Annotated in this window: 15 protein-coding genes and 1 tRNA gene; 10 read left to right on the plus strand and 6 right to left on the minus strand. The window is 60.5% G+C overall.

The features are described from left to right. The 3 genes from WCA53_RS27660 to recA all read right to left on the minus strand — a co-directional run. The coding region (locus tag WCA53_RS27660; RefSeq protein WP_423918341.1) for a DUF2889 domain-containing protein at positions 1-384 on the minus strand (384 nt) is incomplete at its 3' end. 117 nt (positions 385-501) lie between these two features. After that, the gene (gene recX, locus WCA53_RS27665; RefSeq protein WP_423918344.1) at positions 502-2,049 is read right to left on the minus strand and encodes a recombination regulator RecX; all 1,548 of its coding nucleotides are present in this window, start codon (positions 2,047-2,049) and stop codon (positions 502-504) included. A 36-nt stretch (positions 2,050-2,085) separates the two neighbouring features. Then, a complete protein-coding gene (gene recA / locus WCA53_RS27670) occupies positions 2,086-3,162 on the minus strand; it encodes a recombinase RecA (protein ID WP_423918347.1) in 1,077 nt (358 codons plus the stop codon). Positions 3,163-3,386: 224 nt separating this feature from the next. Here recA and WCA53_RS27675 point away from each other — a divergent pair, with 224 nt between their 5' ends. The 5 genes from WCA53_RS27675 to WCA53_RS27695 all read left to right on the plus strand — a co-directional run bounded on the left by WCA53_RS27675 (position 3,387) and on the right by WCA53_RS27695 (position 8,583). Beyond that, complete coding sequence (locus tag WCA53_RS27675; RefSeq protein ID WP_423918351.1) at positions 3,387-4,115, plus strand: response regulator; 729 nt, start codon at positions 3,387-3,389, stop codon at positions 4,113-4,115. A 7-nt stretch (positions 4,116-4,122) separates the two neighbouring features. Beyond that, positions 4,123-5,703: a sensor histidine kinase N-terminal domain-containing protein gene (locus WCA53_RS27680; protein ID WP_423918355.1), complete on the plus strand. Its 1,581-nt coding sequence runs from the start codon at positions 4,123-4,125 to the stop codon at positions 5,701-5,703. A 231-nt stretch (positions 5,704-5,934) separates the two neighbouring features. Next, the gene (locus WCA53_RS27685; protein WP_423918358.1) at positions 5,935-7,593 is read left to right on the plus strand and encodes an MFS transporter; all 1,659 of its coding nucleotides are present in this window, start codon (positions 5,935-5,937) and stop codon (positions 7,591-7,593) included. An 88-nt stretch (positions 7,594-7,681) separates the two neighbouring features. Beyond that, positions 7,682-7,758: transfer RNA gene (locus WCA53_RS27690), tRNA-Met, on the plus strand. A 120-nt stretch (positions 7,759-7,878) separates the two neighbouring features. Beyond that, a complete protein-coding gene (locus WCA53_RS27695) occupies positions 7,879-8,583 on the plus strand; it encodes a UPF0149 family protein (protein WP_423918361.1) in 705 nt (234 codons plus the stop codon). 212 nt (positions 8,584-8,795) lie between these two features. On the opposite strand, the gene WCA53_RS27700 is transcribed toward WCA53_RS27695, so the two are convergent. The 3 genes from WCA53_RS27700 to WCA53_RS27710 form a co-directional block, all read right to left on the minus strand. Further along, complete coding sequence (locus WCA53_RS27700) at positions 8,796-9,722, minus strand: alpha/beta fold hydrolase (RefSeq protein ID WP_423918364.1); 927 nt, start codon at positions 9,720-9,722, stop codon at positions 8,796-8,798. Between the two features lie 153 nt (positions 9,723-9,875). Continuing rightward, a complete protein-coding gene (locus WCA53_RS27705) occupies positions 9,876-10,910 on the minus strand; it encodes a VTT domain-containing protein (protein ID WP_423918367.1) in 1,035 nt (344 codons plus the stop codon). 124 nt (positions 10,911-11,034) lie between these two features. Next, the gene (locus tag WCA53_RS27710) at positions 11,035-11,715 is read right to left on the minus strand and encodes a FadR/GntR family transcriptional regulator (RefSeq protein ID WP_423918390.1); all 681 of its coding nucleotides are present in this window, start codon (positions 11,713-11,715) and stop codon (positions 11,035-11,037) included. A gap of 135 nt (positions 11,716-11,850) precedes the next feature. On the opposite strand from WCA53_RS27710, the gene dgoD reads away from it, so the two are divergent. The 5 genes from dgoD to WCA53_RS27735 all read left to right on the plus strand — a co-directional run. Next, positions 11,851-12,999: a galactonate dehydratase gene (gene dgoD, locus WCA53_RS27715; protein ID WP_423918372.1), complete on the plus strand. Its 1,149-nt coding sequence runs from the start codon at positions 11,851-11,853 to the stop codon at positions 12,997-12,999. A gap of 298 nt (positions 13,000-13,297) precedes the next feature. Continuing rightward, positions 13,298-14,059 (plus strand): c-type cytochrome, encoded by a 762-nt coding sequence (locus tag WCA53_RS27720; protein WP_423918377.1) that lies wholly within the window; start codon positions 13,298-13,300, stop codon positions 14,057-14,059. A gap of 21 nt (positions 14,060-14,080) precedes the next feature. After that, positions 14,081-15,376, plus strand: a complete 1,296-nt coding sequence (locus WCA53_RS27725; RefSeq protein ID WP_423918381.1) for a c-type cytochrome — start codon at positions 14,081-14,083, stop codon at positions 15,374-15,376. 331 nt (positions 15,377-15,707) lie between these two features. Next, positions 15,708-16,328, plus strand: coding sequence for a PAQR family membrane homeostasis protein TrhA (gene trhA, locus WCA53_RS27730; protein WP_423918384.1), 621 nt, complete (start codon positions 15,708-15,710; stop codon positions 16,326-16,328). 284 nt (positions 16,329-16,612) lie between these two features. Next, a partial coding sequence (locus WCA53_RS27735; RefSeq protein ID WP_423918387.1) for a DEAD/DEAH box helicase occupies positions 16,613-17,827 on the plus strand: 1,215 nt, incomplete at its 3' end.

A 17,827-nucleotide genomic window follows, 5' to 3' on the forward strand; every position in this document is an offset into this window, starting at 1 on the left:
TGCGCACAGTTCGGTGAGGTGCGTGCAACCGATCGTGCCGGCCAGAACGCGGCCCGACTCGCGACGGAAATTCTGAAGGAGATTGAGGCCGATGAGCGCGCGATATTCAGGGTTCGATGCCGCGCACAGTTCGCCGTACGGCGCCCATTCGGAGGCGGCTTCGGCTCCGACGATAGTGAGCGCACGATCGATCGTGATGCGCAGCCAGAGTTCATGGATCGGCAGGCCGTTAGGCCGGACGCCCGTCGCGAGTTTGACATCGCGCGGCTTTTCATCGGTTAGACAGGCTTCGATGTCCCACAGGCCATCCTCGCGTTCGAAAGCTTCCAATCGAATCGCGCGTCGGTGGCGCAATTGTCGGGAAACGGGCGGGGAAAGCGGCATGTGCAGAGGAAGGCCGGAATGAGAAAACGCCGAAATTTTAGCATAACGGGTGATTTTAGCCGGGATGGCCGTGCGCGCGTCCGTTCGGCGGGGCTGCTGGGGGAACCCTGGGATTCGTCACTCTTCGATGAAATCGTCGTCGCCCGCCTTGAGCACTTTCATGATCGTGGCGCTGTTGAAGCCTCGCGTGGCGAGGAAACGGGCCTGCTTCGCGCGCTCGGCGGGCGTTGCGGGTAGTGCGTCAAATTTTTTTCGCCAGACGTCCTGGGCGCGCGTGAGCTCAGTCTTCTTAAGCGCGGCACCGGCATCCTGGATCAGCGTTTCGTCGATGCCATTGCGTTTCAGTTCGTGGACTATCCGGCTTGTGCCCAGACGGCTGCCCCGGCGATGCACCACGCTTTCCGCGAATCGCTCGTTCGATAACCAACCTTCTTGTTCGAGCGCGTCCAACAAGGTTACAAGCGAATCGCCCTCGGTCAGGTGCCGGGTCAGCTTGCGCGATAGTTCGTCACGGCTGTGTTCCCGGCGTGATAAATAGCCGAGGGCGCGGCCTCGCAGCGACAGGGGTGGCCGCTTGCGTTTGGAGTCTTTGGAGTCTTTGGAGTCGTTTAGCGCGCTCGGCGAATCTGCCTTTGTCCTTCCCGCGGAACCGCGCGAGTAAACCGGGTCGGCAGCATGTGCTTCGCTTGGCCCGGGCACGCACTGTTCGAACGCTTCGAAGGGATCGGCGTCGGGGATCGCAGACACCGGCTGGTTCGCTGCGACGGTTGCTCGCGGTTGATCTTTTGAACGAACAAGTGCTTGAGCTTGCTGCAATGCGGCTCGTGCGCGCTCTATCCGATCATCAGCAGCAAGGGTGGCGGATAGGCCCGTCGGGGTTATTTGCTTGCTGGTGTTCTCACCTGGCTGCGACGGTTGTGCCGGCCGTGGGCTTCGGCGACGCGTGGTGCGCTCGGACGACCGCTCGAACACGTCGTCCCCGCTCGGCGAAGGTGAAGACTTGCTGCCGCGAAGCGATGAACCCAGCGACGAGCCAAGCGATGAACCTGCCGCTTTCCGCCCAGGCGACTTGCCGCTTCCAAATTTGCGATCGCTTGAGCGCTCATAGTGGGCTTCACCGCTCGCCGGAGCCTGATCCGAACGTGCGCTCTTCGACAAACCGCTCCCAAACGACGATTGCCGCTTCGGAAAAACGCGATCGCTCGATCGCTCGTATACTGGCTGCGGCTCGGCGTCCTGTTGCGTGCCGTCTTCGTCCGAACTTTCAGCCGCGTCCGCCTTCCTGCTTCGCGACAATGAGTTCGCGCTGAAGCTGGAATTGGAACCGCCGCGTCCAAAGCTGCTTTTTTTGGGCTGCTTCACGTCCGCGTTGCTGCCAAAGCCCGTGCGCGGAGTGTCCTCGGCCTTGCCGTCAGATTGGTCGTCGGCCTTAATAAAGCCGCCTCCAAACGAACGACGCGCCGATGCAGATTTCTCCGCACCGGCGCGTTGTCCTGTCCCTGCGCGATAACGATCGCTACTACGTTCATAGCGATCGACAACTTCCTCCGCGACGACGTTTTCGCTGTCATCGCTTACAGACGTCGAGCCGTCCGAATCAACTTCCTCGCCGTCACGACTTGTGTCGCGACCGGCCTTCGATCCGAACCGCCTCTTGCGTATCATGTTCTACCGCCCAAATACTTACCCAAATCCAAATACTTATTCTTCTTCGCCCGCGACTTCGGCGACACGCGGGCCGATACTCTCAGCCAAGGCGTTCACGCCAAGCGACTCGCGGATCTTGTTTTCGATCTCACGCGCCATCTCCGGATTTTCGCGCAGGAATTCACGCGCGTTGTCCTTGCCCTGACCAATACGTTCGCCGTTGTAGCTGTACCAGGCTCCGGCCTTGTCGACGAGCTTGGCCTGCACGCCAAGGTCGATGATTTCGCCATGACGCGAGATGCCTTCGCCATAGAGAATGTCGAAGATCGCTTCCCGGAACGGCGACGAAACCTTGTTCTTCACTACCTTCACGCGCGTTTCATTGCCGATCACTTCGTCGTTCTTCTTGATCGAACCGATCCGGCGAATGTCCAGGCGCACTGACGCGTAAAACTTCAGCGCATTGCCGCCCGTGGTGGTTTCCGGATTGCCGAACATCACGCCGATCTTCATGCGGATCTGGTTGATGAAAATCACCAGGCAGTTCGTACGCTTGATGGAGCCCGTCAATTTGCGCAATGCCTGCGACATCAGCCGCGCCTGCAGACCCGGCAGCGAATCGCCCATCTCGCCTTCGATTTCGGCCTTCGGCACCAGTGCCGCCACCGAGTCGATCACGATCATGTCGATGGAGCCCGAGCGCACGAGCGCGTCAGTAATTTCCAGCGCCTGCTCGCCCGTATCCGGTTGCGAAATCAGCAGATCCACTGCGTTCACGCCCAGCTTTTGCGCGTATTGCACGTCGAGCGCATGTTCCGCGTCGATAAACGCCGCCGTGCCACCGAGTTTTTGCATTTCGGCGATCACTTGCAGCGCAAGCGTGGTCTTGCCCGACGATTCCGGACCGTAGATTTCCACTACGCGGCCGCGCGGCAAGCCGCCGACGCCCAACGCGATGTCCAGTCCGAGCGAACCGGTCGATACCACCTGAATGTCTTCGACTACCTCACCGGCGCCGAGCCGCATGATCGACCCTTTGCCGAACTGCTTTTCGATCTGCGCCAGAGCCGCGGCCAGCGCCTTGGTCTTCTCTGCAGACATCCCGCCCGGGCCTTTCTTGCTATCTTCCATGAATCGTCCTTTGCTATGATTGACGGCGTCTGGCGCACTGCCCGTGGATTTTTTTCCGACTGGCCGCACTGCTGCAGACACTGTATAAAAAAACAGGTATTTTTGCAAGCCTGATCGTCACGCGTAGTTTCAGCGCCACGCGGGCTGCGAGAAAACCCCTTACACCTGGAGACCGCCGCGCCGGGCGAAATGCGGTGCCGGCAATGCTTTTTGCGCACACTACGATGCGAATCCTCATTGCCGAAGACGACAGCATACTCGCGGACGGCCTCATTCGATCACTCCGCCAATCGGGGTATGCCGTAGACCATGTCAAGCATGGAGGCGAAGCCGATACCGCGCTTACCCTCCAGACATTCGACCTCTTGATCCTCGACCTGGGCCTTCCCACCATGCCCGGCCTTGAGGTTCTGCGACGCCTGCGAGCCCGTAATTCCCAAATGCCCGTCTTGATCCTGACCGCCGCCGACAGCGTCGACGAGCGCGTAAAGGGCCTCGATCTTGGCGCGGACGACTACATGGCAAAACCGTTCGCGCTAAACGAACTCGAAGCCCGCGTGCGCGCCCTCACCCGTCGCGGCGCCGGTGGCGGTCCGACGGTTGTCCGGCACGGCGCGCTCTCCTTCGATCAGGTCGGGCGCATTGCGTCCATCAACGAGCAGGTGATCGAACTGTCCGCACGCGAACTCGGCGTGCTCGAAGTCTTGCTGCAAAGAGTCGGCAGGCTGGTGTCGAAGGAACAACTCGTCAACCACCTGTGCGAGTGGGGAGAGGAAGTCAGCAACAACGCTATTGAAGTCTATGTCCATCGGCTAAGAAAAAAAATCGAGCCCGGCGGTGCGCGCATCATGACCGTTCGCGGGCTAGGCTATAGCCTTGAAAAAGCCGCTGCCACGCCAGCCGTCGTCACGAGTCCGGTCGAGCCGCCTTCCTCTAGCCCTCATTATAAGTAGTCCCGCCATGGGCTCGCCCGCTTCCATCGAACGCACCAACCCGGCGCCGCGCGAGCCTCTACTCGATATATCCCAAACGGCTGTGGGCGCCGATCCCGACGCGTCGCGCGACGCGCGTTACGCCAATCCCTTCGCGCCGCCCGACGAACTTGCGCCGGATGGCGAGCCGCCTCCGCGCTCGCTGTTCGGCGAGATTCTCGACTGGATGCTCGCGCCGCTGCTGCTGCTCTGGCCAATGAGCATCGCGGTCACGTATCTGGTTGCAAAGTCGATCGCGAATGGGCCATTCGATCGTGCCCTGGAAACCGACGCCTATGTCCTCGCGCGGCAGATCCAGCCGGTGAACGGCGTGGCGGAATTGCGCCTGCCGGATGCCACGCGTGACTTCTTGCGCGCCGACAACGTCGACAGCGTGTTTTTCCAGGTGCTCGGTACGCGCGGAGAACTCGTGGGTGGCGACGCCGACATGCCCTTGCCGCATGACGACGACCGGCCCCAGCCCGGCATTGTGGAATTTCGTGACGACATGCTACGAGGCAACGACATTCGCGTCGCCTATACGACCGTGGAATCGCCCCAGCTTGCGCATCCGGTACTGGTGCAGGTGGCCGAAACGCTCGACAAACGCAGCCAGTTGGCCAACGACATCATCAAGGGCGTGATCCTGCCGCAATTCGTGATATTGCCGCTGGCCATCGTGCTCGTCTGGTTCGGGTTGTCGCGTGGACTCGCTCCGCTGCACGCGTTGCAGTCGAATATCCGTGCGCGTCGTCCTGACGATCTGTCGCCGCTCGAAGCCCGCCGCGCGCCGCCCGAAATCGCGCCGCTGGTGGCGTCGTTCAACGATCTGCTCAACCGGCTCGAACAGAACATGGAGTTGCAGAAGCGTTTTATCGCCGATGCCGCCCACCAGATGAAAACGCCTCTGGCGGGTCTGCGGATGCAGGCAGAGTTGGCGCTGAGACAGGACGTCTCGGCAGAAGTACATCGTTCCCTTGAACAGATTGCGACGAGTTCCGAGCACGCGGCGCGGCTCGTCACGCAATTGCTCGCGCTCGCCCGTGCCGAGAACCGCATGTCGGGGCAAATTTTTTCCCGAGTGGAACTGGCCGAACTCGCAAGGCTCGCCGTCCGTGACTGGGTGCAGGCGGCGATCGCGAAGCGCATGGATATCGGCTACGAGGAGCCCGCGCATCCCGTGGAGGTCGAAGGGAATGCGGTGATGCTGCGTGAAATGCTGTCGAACCTGATCGACAACGCCATCCGCTATACCCCGCCCGGTGGGCGAATCACGGTTCGCGTGCGTGCGGAGGCATCGGACTCGCGGCGGATTTTCCTCGAAGTGGAAGACACCGGGCTGGGCATTCCGGCCGCCGAGCGCGGGCGTGTGCTGGAGCGGTTTTACCGGATTCTTGGACGTGAAGGCGACGGCAGCGGACTGGGCCTGGCCATCGTTCGAGAGATCGTAAGCATGCATGGCGGCACGCTGGATATCAGCGATCACGTGTACAACGACGCACCCCGACAAGCCGGAACGCTCGTCCGCATAGCCTTACGGCGGGTTTATCCTGCCCGGGACAAACCCTGAGCAATCGCGCAACGTCAAAAACCGGATTTGAATAGTTAATCGATATAGCGGTACGTTAGCCGACGAAGACTGCTACTTAGGCTCTGTAATTAGCTACAGGACCCAACGCAACGCTACATCGATGACCCCTTCCACGTCAGAACGCCGTAAGTTTTGATCTCAATAATCGATGCACGGTGCGCTATTCCGCGCGCGCCACATTCGAAGATCAAAAATTCAGGAGACGATTTCATGGCGACAGTCGAGGGACGGGTTTCCCACGCGCCGATGACGAGCGAAGAACGGCGCGTGATTTTCGCGTCATCGCTAGGCACGGTGTTCGAGTGGTACGACTTCTATCTGGCGGGGTCGCTCGCCATTTACATCAGCCGGACGTTTTTCTCCGGTGTCAATCCAACCGCCGGCTTCATCTTCACGTTGCTCGGCTTCGCGGCAGGCTTCGCTGTGCGGCCGTTCGGCGCCATTGTGTTCGGGCGTCTCGGCGATATGGTCGGGCGTAAGTACACCTTCCTCATCACCATCGTGATCATGGGCTTGTCGACCTTCCTGGTTGGCTTGTTGCCGGGATACGGGACCATTGGCATTGCTGCGCCCGTGCTTTTCATCGCGATGCGGCTGCTGCAGGGCCTGGCGCTTGGCGGCGAGTATGGCGGCGCGGCGACCTACGTGGCGGAACATGCGCCCGCGAACAAGCGCGGCGCATGGACGGCGTGGATCCAGACGACGGCCACGCTCGGCCTGTTCATCTCGCTGATCGTAATTCTGGTCGTGCGCACGGCCGTTGGTGAAGAGACGTTTGGCGCCTGGGGATGGCGCGTGCCGTTCCTCGCGTCCATCGTGTTGCTCGGCGTTTCGGTGTGGATCCGGATGAAACTGCACGAATCGCCTGTATTTGAGCGCATCAAGGCGGAAGGCAAGACGTCGAAGGCACCGCTCACCGAGGCGTTCGGCCAATGGAAAAACCTGAAAATCGTGCTGCTCGCGCTGTTCGGTTTGACGGCCGGTCAGGCTGTGGTCTGGTATACGGGCCAGTTCTATACCCTGTTCTTCCTGACGCAGACGTTGAAAGTCGATGGCACCAGCGCCAACATCATGATCGCGGTGGCGCTGCTTATCGGCACGCCGTTCTTCCTGTTCTTTGGCTCACTGTCGGACAAGATCGGCCGCAAGCCGATCATCATGACGGGCTGCCTGATTGCCGCGCTGACTTACTTCCCGCTGTTCCATGCGCTTGCCCACTACACGAATCCGACGCTCGAAGCAGCAACCCTGAAGGCGCCGATCACCGTTATTGCGAACCCCGACGAGTGCTCGTTCCAGTTCAACCCGGTGGGAACATCGAAGTTCACGAGCTCCTGCGATATTGCCAAGAGCGCGCTGTCGAAGTCCGGCTTGAACTACGAGAACGTGGCGGCGCCGGCCGGAACGATTGCGCAGATCAAGGTGGGCGATACGGTCGTCGATACTTATGACGGCAAGGCTGCCGATGCGAAGGCGAAGGGCGCCGCGTTCGACAAGACAATCGCGGGAACGCTGAAGTCGGCGGGCTATCCCGCGAAGGCCGATCCGGCGTTGATCAACTGGCCGATGGCCATTGTGATCCTGACCATCATGATGATCTACGTGACGATGGTTTATGGGCCTATCGCCGCGATGCTCGTTGAGATGTTCCCGGCGCGGATCAGGTACACGTCTATGTCGCTGCCGTATCACATTGGAAACGGCTGGTTTGGCGGATTTTTGCCGGCGACCGCGTTTGCTATCGTTGCGGCCAAGGGTAATATTTTCTCGGGATTGTGGTATCCGATTGTCATCGCGGTGGTGACGTTTGTAATCGGGATGCTGTTCGTGAAGGAGACCAGAGGGTCAGCGGTTTATGACTCGGATTGAGGTGGTTTTGATGGGTGTGGGTAGTGTCGGGAAAGCAGCCGGGAGGGGTTGACAGGGATCGCAGCCCTCTCCATAATCTCGGCTTCTTGGCGAATTAGCTCAGCCGGTTAGAGCGACGGAATCATAATCCGCAGGTCCGGGGTTCGAATCCCTGATTCGCCACCAGCGTTACTCAAAGGGTTACAGGTCTTTGACCTGTAACCCTTTGTCCGTTTCAGAGCCCCGCGACGCAACACATCTGGAGCTTTAACACTGTCCAAGTCCCTAGACAGCACACCCCGACAAATGACGCCCCTGTCCGATGACGAGCTAAACGAACTCGGCGCGTTTCTGCTGTCTGATTCAGTATCAGACGAAACGATGCTGCTCGATATCCTGGACGGCTATCTGGTCGCGATCGCAATCGGGCCGACGTCGTTGCAGCCGAGCGACTGGTTGCCCGGTGTGTGGGGCCGGAATAGAGACGACGCCCCGGCCTTTGAGTCGATGGAAGAGGCGAAGCTAATCTTCGACCTGATTCTGCGGCACTTCAACTCCATCATCGAGAGTCTGGAGCAAGATCCCGATAGGTTCGAACCTCGGTTTAGTACGTTCACGTCACTCGACAGTACCGGCGAATGGGTCGACGGCGATGGTTGGGCAAGCGGTTTCCTGCAAGGCATTGCGCTTTGCCAGCAAGACTGGCAACCGCTGTTCGACGATGTGCAAGGTCAGCAATGGCTGCGTCCGATGACACTGATTGGCGCTGACGAGATCACAGCCGAGTTGTCCCGTCGGCCAGATCTGCGCGAAGAACTCGCCAAACAGATTCCCGCGAGCGTCGCGGCAATCTACCGTTACTGGCTACCCTACCGTCAAGCCGTTCACGAGCGACTACTCGCCGCCACGATGCGGCGGAGCGCGCCGAAGGTCGGGCGCAATGACCCATGTCCCTGCGGCAGCGGCAAAAAGTTCAAGAAGTGTTGTGGGGCTGCGGAGACCGTGCACTGAGCCGCAGGGATGGTCACTGCGCGAAGTGTTGGCTGACTAATGCGGTCTTGCCAATCAAATGCGACAGTAGACGGAAGTTCATTGCTCTCGCCGTTCGTTGACCATTGCTGTCATCGCAGCCGCTATAAAACCTCCTCTTGCTGTAGTCGGCATGCGTGCCCACCCCCGCAACCACCACCAATCCGGAATCGAATGATGGGAGAGCCTTGCTGCTACTCCCTAACCCGATCAATCACCTTCATCAACGCCCGATTAAAAACCCCCGCATGCGTCACGCTCATCCCATGCGAAGCGCCTTCAATCGTGATTCTCTGCACCCCATCGATCCAACCTTCCAGCGCCCCCACAGCATCCCGAAACATCCGTGGACTATTCGCGCCATCGATTAGCAAAGTAGGACATTCAATCCGCCGCGCCGCCCTCGCGTCGAACGATGGCAACGGATCGCGAAATTGCAGCAAGAGCGTCCGGGCGTTGTCCGACGCCATCGCCCGGAATTCCTTCGGGCTACGAGCCCAGAACCCCGGCCGGCTGACAGAATCGACAAACAACTCCAACCCCGCATCGACGTCCCCGGCGGCGATCAACTCCGCAGCTTTCCCCCGCAGCGCATTCGTCGGCGCAGCCGGCATCGCCCTGGAACTGGAACCGGAACCCGAAGCAAAATCAGAGCCGGCATCGGAACCCTCACTCGCCACCGCACCACCCGGATCCGCAAGCACCAGCGACTTCACCCGCTCCGGATATCGACCGGCCAAATGAAACGCAACACTCCCGCCGCGCGAGTGGCCAACAACATGCACCGGCCCGACATCCAGTCGTTCAATAAACTCAGCCACCTCGTCAACATGCGCATCCCAGCTAAACGCCGTGGCCCTGCCGTCGCCCGCAGCCATCAACCCCGACGGCCAATAATGCGAAAGACTCGGCGCAACGCATCGATACATCCTGGCAAGCGGCCCTAACTGCGGCTTCCAGTATCGAAAGTCGCAAAGGGAACCGTGCACGAACACGATCACCTCACGATGCTCATGACCGGTTTGAGTAAAGGGAACGTGAAGACCATCGTCGAGTGTGGCGACATGCGGCGCCGGCAAGCCAAAAAGTTGCGAAGGATCCAACCCGACAAACTCACTCATCCGACGAAGCCTCGCAATGAAGAAAACCAACGGACACAAACGGGGAATCGGGACGAACAGACGGCCATCCCGCGCAAACGCTCACCGGCTCCCCGTCCGCCAACGAGGCAGCTCAAGAGGCCGCTCAATGCTCAATGCTCGATAAACTCCAACTCACTCCGGCGCTGTGGCCCGAACCGTGACCATATCCCCCATCGCGGCTTCGTCCTCGTCATCGAACCGATCCCGGGAACCCGCACCCGCTGTCCCCTCAAACCTGATCGGCTCGACCGGAAACCCCTTCTTCTCCCAGGCATCCAAGCCGCCCTTCAGCGGTCGCACGTTGCGAAACCCCTTCGCCAGCAACTGCCTGACAATATGCTTGGCCGTCGCCTCATTCGGACACACGCAATAGACCACGACCTCGCGCTCCTGAAACATCCGGTCGACCTTATCGGGGGAATCGAGATCGAGCAGCAACGCGCCTTTGATCTTGTGCGATTCCGTCTGACGCACCGACACGGGCCGCGCATCGAAAATCACCGGCGGCGCATCGGAGCGCATCATTTCATCGAGTTGCTCGGGCGAGATCCGATACTTCGCGAGCCATCGACGAAACTGCAGGCGCCGCACCCATCGATACAGCAAGAAAGCGGCGCCCGCGATCCCGAGCACATCGAGTGCATCGAGACCATAAGTACGCACGAATATCAGCAATCGGGCGACTTGCGGCATCAGCACCGCGCCGCCGAGTATCCAGAAGGTGGCCCAAAGCGCCGCGCCGACAAGATCCCAGAAGACGAACACGCGCACATCGATTTGCGTGGTGCCGAGCATGGGCGAAGCCACCAGCCCCAATCCCGGCACGAACTTCGATACCGCGAGCAACGGCACACCGAAGCGCTCGAACCAATGGCGAGCGGTGCGCAACGTGGTGTCGATGGAGAGTGAAAAGCGCACCAGGGAATTGAGAAAGCGCCGGCCGTACAGCCGCCCGGCCGAGAACCACAACATGTCGGCGATGATCACCGCCAGCACAGCGGCACTCAGCATGTGCCAGAACGAAGCGATACCGGCCGCGATCAGCGTGCCGGCAAGGATCAGCATGGGTGCAGCGGGAATGGGCAGACCGAGTTGGGTCGCAAGGACGCTGACGAACACGGCCCACGCGCCCCACGACGAGACAAGAGACAGCGGAACAAGCGGCATCGGCGCTCCTGTAGACGGTGCACAAGCGCCGCGCTTCGGAATCGGCGCTCAAGGCCGCCACTTTATCGTGATTCCGAAAATATCGCCGACGACGGCCCGCCGCTCAAGGCCTGCAGCGCCCCGTTCAACCTTCGATCCGCGCCCGCGTCACTCCGAGCAACCCGGCCATCGCGCGCCGTGCGGCGCTCGAATCCCGCGCAACGATTGCTTCGAACACGGCCGTGTGTTCCGCCATGGACGCGTTGAAAACCTCCGCGCGCCGGGCATTCAGCCTGAGTTGACCTTCGAGCGTGCGCTCGATCAACGTGCCAAGCGGAATCAACAATTCGTTGCCGCCGGCATTGAGCACGCTCAGGTGGAACCGCAGATCGGCTCGCACCCATTCATCGACAGTGCGCGCTTCAAGCATCGCCCGATGCGCCTCGTCGAGCCGCGCGAGCGATTCGGCATCCAGATTCCCGGCAGCCAGCGCCGCAGCATGCGGCTCGATCATCTCGCGCATTTCCTGCAACTTGAGCGCGAACCGCAACGGCGCGGCAACGCGTGCATACCATTCGAGGACGTCGGCATCAAGCAGATTCCAGGCGTGGCGCGGCCGCACGCGCGTACCGATCTTCGGCCGCGATTCAATCAATCCTTTCGATGTCAACGTCCGCAACGCCTCGCGCAACACCGTCCGGCTGACGCCAAAACGCTCCATCAGTTCGGCTTCGCGCGGCAGGATGGATTCCGGCGCAAAATCTCCCCGAAGAATCGCCGTGCCGAGTTCATGCGCCACGCGCCCGTGCAGATCGTGCTGGATGATGCGTCTCCCGTTATTTGATGTTCTATGTACTGCAAGGCTTTCAGGCCAATAGTACTATTAATATACACGTCAAATCAAAATTTGATAGCATGTGAAAACTTGTTGTTCATCTCATTGGAATCAGGAGACATCGGCATGAAAATTACCAAACTCGAAACTTTTATCGTTCCTCCGCGCTGGTGTTTCCTGAAGATCACGACGGACGAAGGCATCGTCGGCTGGGGCGAGCCGGTGGTGGAAGGACGCGCGCACACGGTAGCGGCGGCCGTCGACGAACTCTCGGATTACCTGATCGGCAAAGATCCGCTGTTGATCGAAGATCACTGGCAGGTGATGTATCGCGCGGGGTTTTATCGCGGCGGCCCGATCGGCATGAGTGCAATCGCCGGTGTGGACCAGGCGCTGTGGGACATCAAGGGCAAGCATCATGGCGTGCCGATTCATGCGTTGCTTGGCGGCCAGGTGCGCGACCGGATCAAGGTGTATTCGTGGATCGGCGGCGATCGTCCCAGCGATGTCGCGAACAACGCGCGCGCGGTGGTCGAGCGGGGTTTCAAGGCCGTGAAAATGAACGGTTCGGAAGAGCTTCAGATCATCGATACCTTCGACAAGGTTCAGGGCGTCATCAACAACGTGGCGGCTGTGCGTGAGGCGGTGGGACCGAATATCGGCATCGGCGTGGACTTCCATGGCCGCGTCCACAAGCCGATGGCGAAGGTGCTCGCGAAGGAACTCGATCCGTTCAAGCTGTTGTTTATCGAAGAGCCGGTGTTGTCGGAAAACGTGGAAGCGCTGCGCGATATCGTGAACCAGACGAGCACGCCGATTGCGCTGGGTGAGCGCCTGTATTCGCGCTGGGACTTCAAGCACATCCTGGCGGGCGGTTACGTGGACATCATCCAGCCGGACGCGTCGCACGCGGGCGGGATTACGGAGTGCCGCAAGATTGCATCGATGGCCGAAGCCTACGACGTCGCCGTCGCCCTCCACTGCCCGCTGGGTCCAATCGCGCTTGCGACCTGCCTGCAAATCGATGCGGTCAGCTACAACGCGTTCATCCAGGAACAAAGCCTGGGGATTCACTACAACAAGGGCAACGACTTGCTCGACTACATCAAGAACCCGGAAGTCTTCAAGTACGAAGACGGCATGGTCGCGATTCCGCAAGGACCGGGACTGGGTATTGAAGTGAACGAGGAAAAAGTGCGCGAGATGGCGAAGGTGGGACATCGCTGGCGCAATCCGGTGTGGCGTCACGCGGATGGCAGCGTCGCCGAATGGTGATTGGAGGGTGAGTGGGGTGGGGGCTTTCCCCCACCCCACCCGCCGACAGCCCCCGAGAAGGGCCAATCGAGCGCCCAAAATTGTTAAACATATTCAGAAACCCTTGTCGATATGCCACGTGGCAAATTGTCGCGCTAGCACACCAAAGCACTTGCAATCGACGAATGCTCAAATAGTCACCATCATTCAACGATGATAGAATGCCGCGTCGCATCGCCGGCTCGCAAAGCCGCTGTGGCAACGGTTCACCACACTATTCGCACCGGGCCGAACGAAGCTCGGAAGGTCCTCAAAATTGATGGAGTGTCGCGTGTCTTCAAGACGCATCTTTCGTCCGTTGCTCGCCCCGCTAATGGCTCTGACGCTGATCGGCAGTGCCTGCATCGCAGACGCCGCCGAAACGCCGGCGCCCGCTCAGGCCGCCGCCCAACCGGTCGCCCCAGACACCATGGCCGCGCGAGTGCAAGGCTGCACGGCCTGTCACGGCGTGCATGGCGAAGGCACCGACAACGACTATTTCCCGCGTCTTGCCGGCAAGCCGGCTGACTACCTGTACAACCAGTTGCAGAATTTCCGCGAAGGCCGCCGGAAATATCCGCCCATGAACTACCTCGTCACGTATCTCTCGGACGACTACCTTCATGAGATCGCGACTTATTTCTCGCAGCAACGCCCGCCCTATCCGGCACCTGCCAAGCCGACAGCGACAGCCGCCACGGTTTCGCGTGGCCAGCAGATCGTGCTGAACGGCGACGGCGCCAAGAAGATTCCTGCTTGTGCCGCGTGTCATGGCGCCACTCTGACGGGCATGGAACCGGCTATCCCGGGTCTGGTGGGACTGCACTCCGACTACATCAGCGCCCAGTTAGGCGCATGGCGTTCCGGTTCGCGTCACGCAAAAGCGCCTGATTGCATGCAGCAAATCGCCACCCGCCTGACCGACGACGACGTGTCCGCTGTCGCCGCCTGGCTCTCCACGCAAACCGCGCCGGCGAATCCGGTGCCCGCGCCCGCTGGTTCACGCAAGACGCCGCTCGCCTGCGGCAGCGAACCGCAATAACGCGTGAGGAGCGAGAAGAATATGAAACGCAAATCCCTGTTCGCACTTTCGGCTGTCGTAGTCGCAGCCGTCGCCGCCGCCGCCGCCCTCTGGTCGGGTGGTGACAACCTTCATTCGCGCGGCGCGGTTGCCGCTCAGCCGACCGACCAGGCCGAACTGATCAAGCGCGGCGAATACCTTGCCCGCGCCGGCGACTGTATTGCGTGCCATACGGTTCGTGGTGGCCAGACCTTCGCGGGCGGCCTCCCCATGTTGACGCCGTTCGGCACACTCTTCACGCCGAACATCACGCCTGACGACCAGAACGGTATCGGCAAGTGGTCCTCCGACGACTTCTATCGGTCGCTTCACAACGGTCGCTCGAAGGACGGCAGCCTGCTGTATCCGGCCATGCCGTTCACGGCCTACACCAAGGTCACGCGCGCCGACTCGGACGCCATCTACGCGTACATGCGCTCGGTCCCGCCGGTCAACGTCCCGAGCCGCCCGCACGAACTGCGCTTCCCATTCAACAACCGCAACCTGCTGATCGGCTGGCGCACGCTGTTCTTCCGTGAAGGCGAGTTCAAGGCCGATCCCACCAAGTCGGTGGAATGGAATCGCGGCGCGTACCTGATCGAAGGCCTCGGCCATTGCAGCATGTGCCACACATCGATCAACGCAATGGGCGGACCCGTCAGTTCAGCGGCCTTCGGCGGCGGCCTGATTCCGCTGCAAAACTGGTACGCGCCTTCGCTGACATCGAATAAGGAAGCGGGTCTCGGCGACTGGGACAACAAGGACATCGCCGACTTGCTGAAGACGGGTGTATCGCAGCGCGGAGCCGTGTTCGGCCCGATGGCCGAAGTCGTCCACAACAGCATGCAATACATGTCGGACGCGGACATCGGCGCCATGACGGTGTATCTCAAGTCGATCCCGCAAAAGAAGGAAGCGCCGGAGTCGATGCAGTTCGAGACATCGGCGCAATTCGGCACCGAGTTGCTGTCGCAGGGCAAGAAAATCTTCACGGAAAATTGCGCGAAGTGTCACGCGGAGAATGGTCTGGGCAAGCCGCCGTCCTATCCGCCGCTCGCCAACAACCAGTCGATCCAGATGCCGTCGGCAGTGAACCCGATCCGCATGACGCTCAATGGCGGTTATCCGCCAAGCACGGATGGCAACCCGCGCCCGTATGGCATGCCGCCGTTCGCGCAAGCTTTGTCGGATACGGAAGTGGCAGCGGTCGTCACGTACATCCGGATGTCCTGGGGCAACCACGGTACGCCGGTGTCGCCGCAACAGGTGAGCAATTTGCGCTCGGCGCCGCTCGACTGACCCGTTTTGAAGAGTGGAAACGGCAGGTGGTTGGTGAGCCTGCCGGCAACAGCGTAAAATGCATGGAAGGGCGCGGGCTTCGTGGTCGGAGCAGCGCCCTTCGTCTTTTTAAGCAGGACTTTTTGAGGCGGGATTGAAGCTGCGTTGTAAGCCACGTTTTAAGCCGAATCGCACGCTGAATCGGGCAATCGACGCTTCACTGTAGAATGAGCGGTTCTGGCGGGTGCTGCAGCCTGAAAATTTTCGTGTGTGGATTTTGGGTCGGTTTTGGGTCGATTTTGGGTGGAAGCCAAGCGCGGCACGAGGTCCCACGGCGCGGCGAGGACGGTCGATGCATTTTGGTGAGCGGTTCAATAGCGTTACGCATTTGATCGGCACGGTGCTGTCGGTGGCAGGACTTGCGACGCTCGTGACAATGGGCGCACTCGAACGCGACCCGTACAAGATCGTCAGCTTTGCTGTGTATGGCGCGATGCTGCTGGTGCTTTACACAATTTCGACGCTCTATCACTGGGTACGCAGCCCGCGGCTCAAGGCGATATTGCAAAAATGCGATCATTCGGCAATCTATTTGCTGATCGCAGGCAGCTATACCCCGTTCTCGCTCGTTACGTTGCGCGGCCCGTGGGGCTGGTCGCTATTCGGCGTAAGCTGGGGGCTCGCTGCCCTCGGCATCGTTCAGGAACTCACGCTCGGGCGCCGAACCCGCAGCGTATCCATGGTGTTATACGTGTTGATGGGCTGGCTCGCGCTCGTAGCCATCCGTCCTCTCGTTATGGCGTTACCGCCCGCAGGTACCGCCTGGTTATTGGCCGGTGGGTTGATCTACAGCGCCGGCATTTACTTTTTCATCAACGACGAGCGCATCCGGCACGGCCATGGCATCTGGCACCTGTTCGTGTTGGGCGGCAGCTTGTGTCAATTCGTCAGCGTTGCACGTTACGTCGCTTAAGCGTGATTCGTGGGTTGAACCACGGCTTGACCGTGACGCACATTGCCTGACAAGAAACGCATCGCGGCGTTTCAAATGCAACTAAACGCCAGTCGACGTGTCTTGATAGCGCGTTGATCTTCGCGGCAACTTTCCCGGCGCCTGACTCGTTTGAGCGCGCGCCCCGAATGTCATGCCGCCCGATTTCTTCGATCGTCGTACGCTCGCACTTGTCGTGCGGCCCGTCGCATGTTTTTGAGCCTCGGGCGCGAACGCCGGTCGTCATACCGAATCTGCAAACACTTATGTCTTTTGATTCCCTCGGCTTGTCCGAACACTTGCTTCGCGCTGTCAACGAACTAGGCTACACCGTCCCCACGCCCATCCAGACGCAGGCCATTCCGGCCGTGCTGAACGGCGGCGACCTGCTTGCGGGCGCACAGACCGGTACGGGCAAGACCGCCGGCTTCACGCTGCCTATCCTGCAACGTCTTTCGGAAGCCCCTGCGCCGTTGGCTGGAGCCAAGCGACCGGTTCGCGCGTTGATCCTCACGCCAACGCGTGAGCTCGCCGCACAGGTCGAGGAAAGCGTGCGTCAGTACGGCAAGTATCTCAAGTTGAAGTCCACCGTGATGTTTGGCGGCGTCGGCATCAATCCGCAAATCGATGCATTGCGTCGTGGCGTGGATATCGTCGTGGCAACGCCGGGGCGACTGCTGGACCACATGCAGCAGAAGACCATCGATCTGTCGAAGCTCGAAATCCTCGTGCTCGACGAAGCGGATCGCATGCTCGACATGGGTTTTATCCACGATATCAAGCGCGTGCTCGCCAAGTTGCCGCCCAAGCGTCAGAACCTGCTGTTCTCGGCCACGTTCTCCGACGAAATCAAGACACTTGCCGACAACTTGCTCGACCGACCCGCGCTGATCGAAGTGGCGCGCCGCAACTCGACGGTCGAAGCCATTGCGCAGAAGATCCATCCCGTCGATCGCGACAAGAAGCGTGAATTGCTCACGCATTTGATCCGCGAACACAATTGGTCGCAAGTGCTTGTGTTCTCGCGGACGAAGCACGGCGCGAACCGGTTGGCCGAGCAACTGGCGAAGGACGGCATCAGCGCGCTCGCGATTCACGGCAACAAGAGCCAGTCGGCGCGCACGCGCGCCCTCGCCGAGTTCAAGGACAATACGCTTCAGGTGCTGGTCGCTACGGATATCGCGGCGCGCGGTATCGATATCGACCAGTTGCCGCACGTCGTCAACTTCGATCTGCCGAATGTGCCGGAGGATTATGTTCACCGCATCGGCCGTACCGGCCGCGCGGGCGCGACCGGCGAAGCAATTTCGCTGGTGTGCGTGGATGAGCATCAGTTGCTCAAGGACATCGAGCGGCTGATCAAGCGGCCGATACCGCAAGAAGTCATCGCGGGCTTCGAGCCGGATCCGACCCAGAAGGCCGAACCTATCCTTCGACGCGGCCAGGGTGGCGGCGGCGCACGTCAAGGCTCGCCACGTCAG

The sequence above is a fragment of the Caballeronia sp. genome (assembly GCF_049581465.1).
Classification (GTDB): domain Bacteria; phylum Pseudomonadota; class Gammaproteobacteria; order Burkholderiales; family Burkholderiaceae; genus Caballeronia.

Coding starts and splice junctions, on each gene's coding strand:
- WCA53_RS27685 (WP_423918358.1), top strand. CDS start 5,935: ATGGCGACAGTCGAGGGACGGGTTTCCCACGCGCCGATGACGAGCGAA.
- WCA53_RS27725 (WP_423918381.1), top strand. CDS start 14,081: ATGAAACGCAAATCCCTGTTCGCACTTTCGGCTGTCGTAGTCGCAGCC.
- WCA53_RS27675 (WP_423918351.1), top strand. CDS start 3,387: ATGCGAATCCTCATTGCCGAAGACGACAGCATACTCGCGGACGGCCTC.
- WCA53_RS27705 (WP_423918367.1), bottom strand. CDS start 10,910: ATGCCGCTTGTTCCGCTGTCTCTTGTCTCGTCGTGGGGCGCGTGGGCC.
- trhA (WP_423918384.1), top strand. CDS start 15,708: ATGCATTTTGGTGAGCGGTTCAATAGCGTTACGCATTTGATCGGCACG.
- recA (WP_423918347.1), bottom strand. CDS start 3,162: ATGGAAGATAGCAAGAAAGGCCCGGGCGGGATGTCTGCAGAGAAGACC.
- WCA53_RS27720 (WP_423918377.1), top strand. CDS start 13,298: ATGGAGTGTCGCGTGTCTTCAAGACGCATCTTTCGTCCGTTGCTCGCC.
- WCA53_RS27680 (WP_423918355.1), top strand. CDS start 4,123: ATGGGCTCGCCCGCTTCCATCGAACGCACCAACCCGGCGCCGCGCGAG.
- recX (WP_423918344.1), bottom strand. CDS start 2,049: ATGATACGCAAGAGGCGGTTCGGATCGAAGGCCGGTCGCGACACAAGT.
- WCA53_RS27700 (WP_423918364.1), bottom strand. CDS start 9,722: ATGAGTGAGTTTGTCGGGTTGGATCCTTCGCAACTTTTTGGCTTGCCG.
- WCA53_RS27695 (WP_423918361.1), top strand. CDS start 7,879: ATGACGCCCCTGTCCGATGACGAGCTAAACGAACTCGGCGCGTTTCTG.
- dgoD (WP_423918372.1), top strand. CDS start 11,851: ATGAAAATTACCAAACTCGAAACTTTTATCGTTCCTCCGCGCTGGTGT.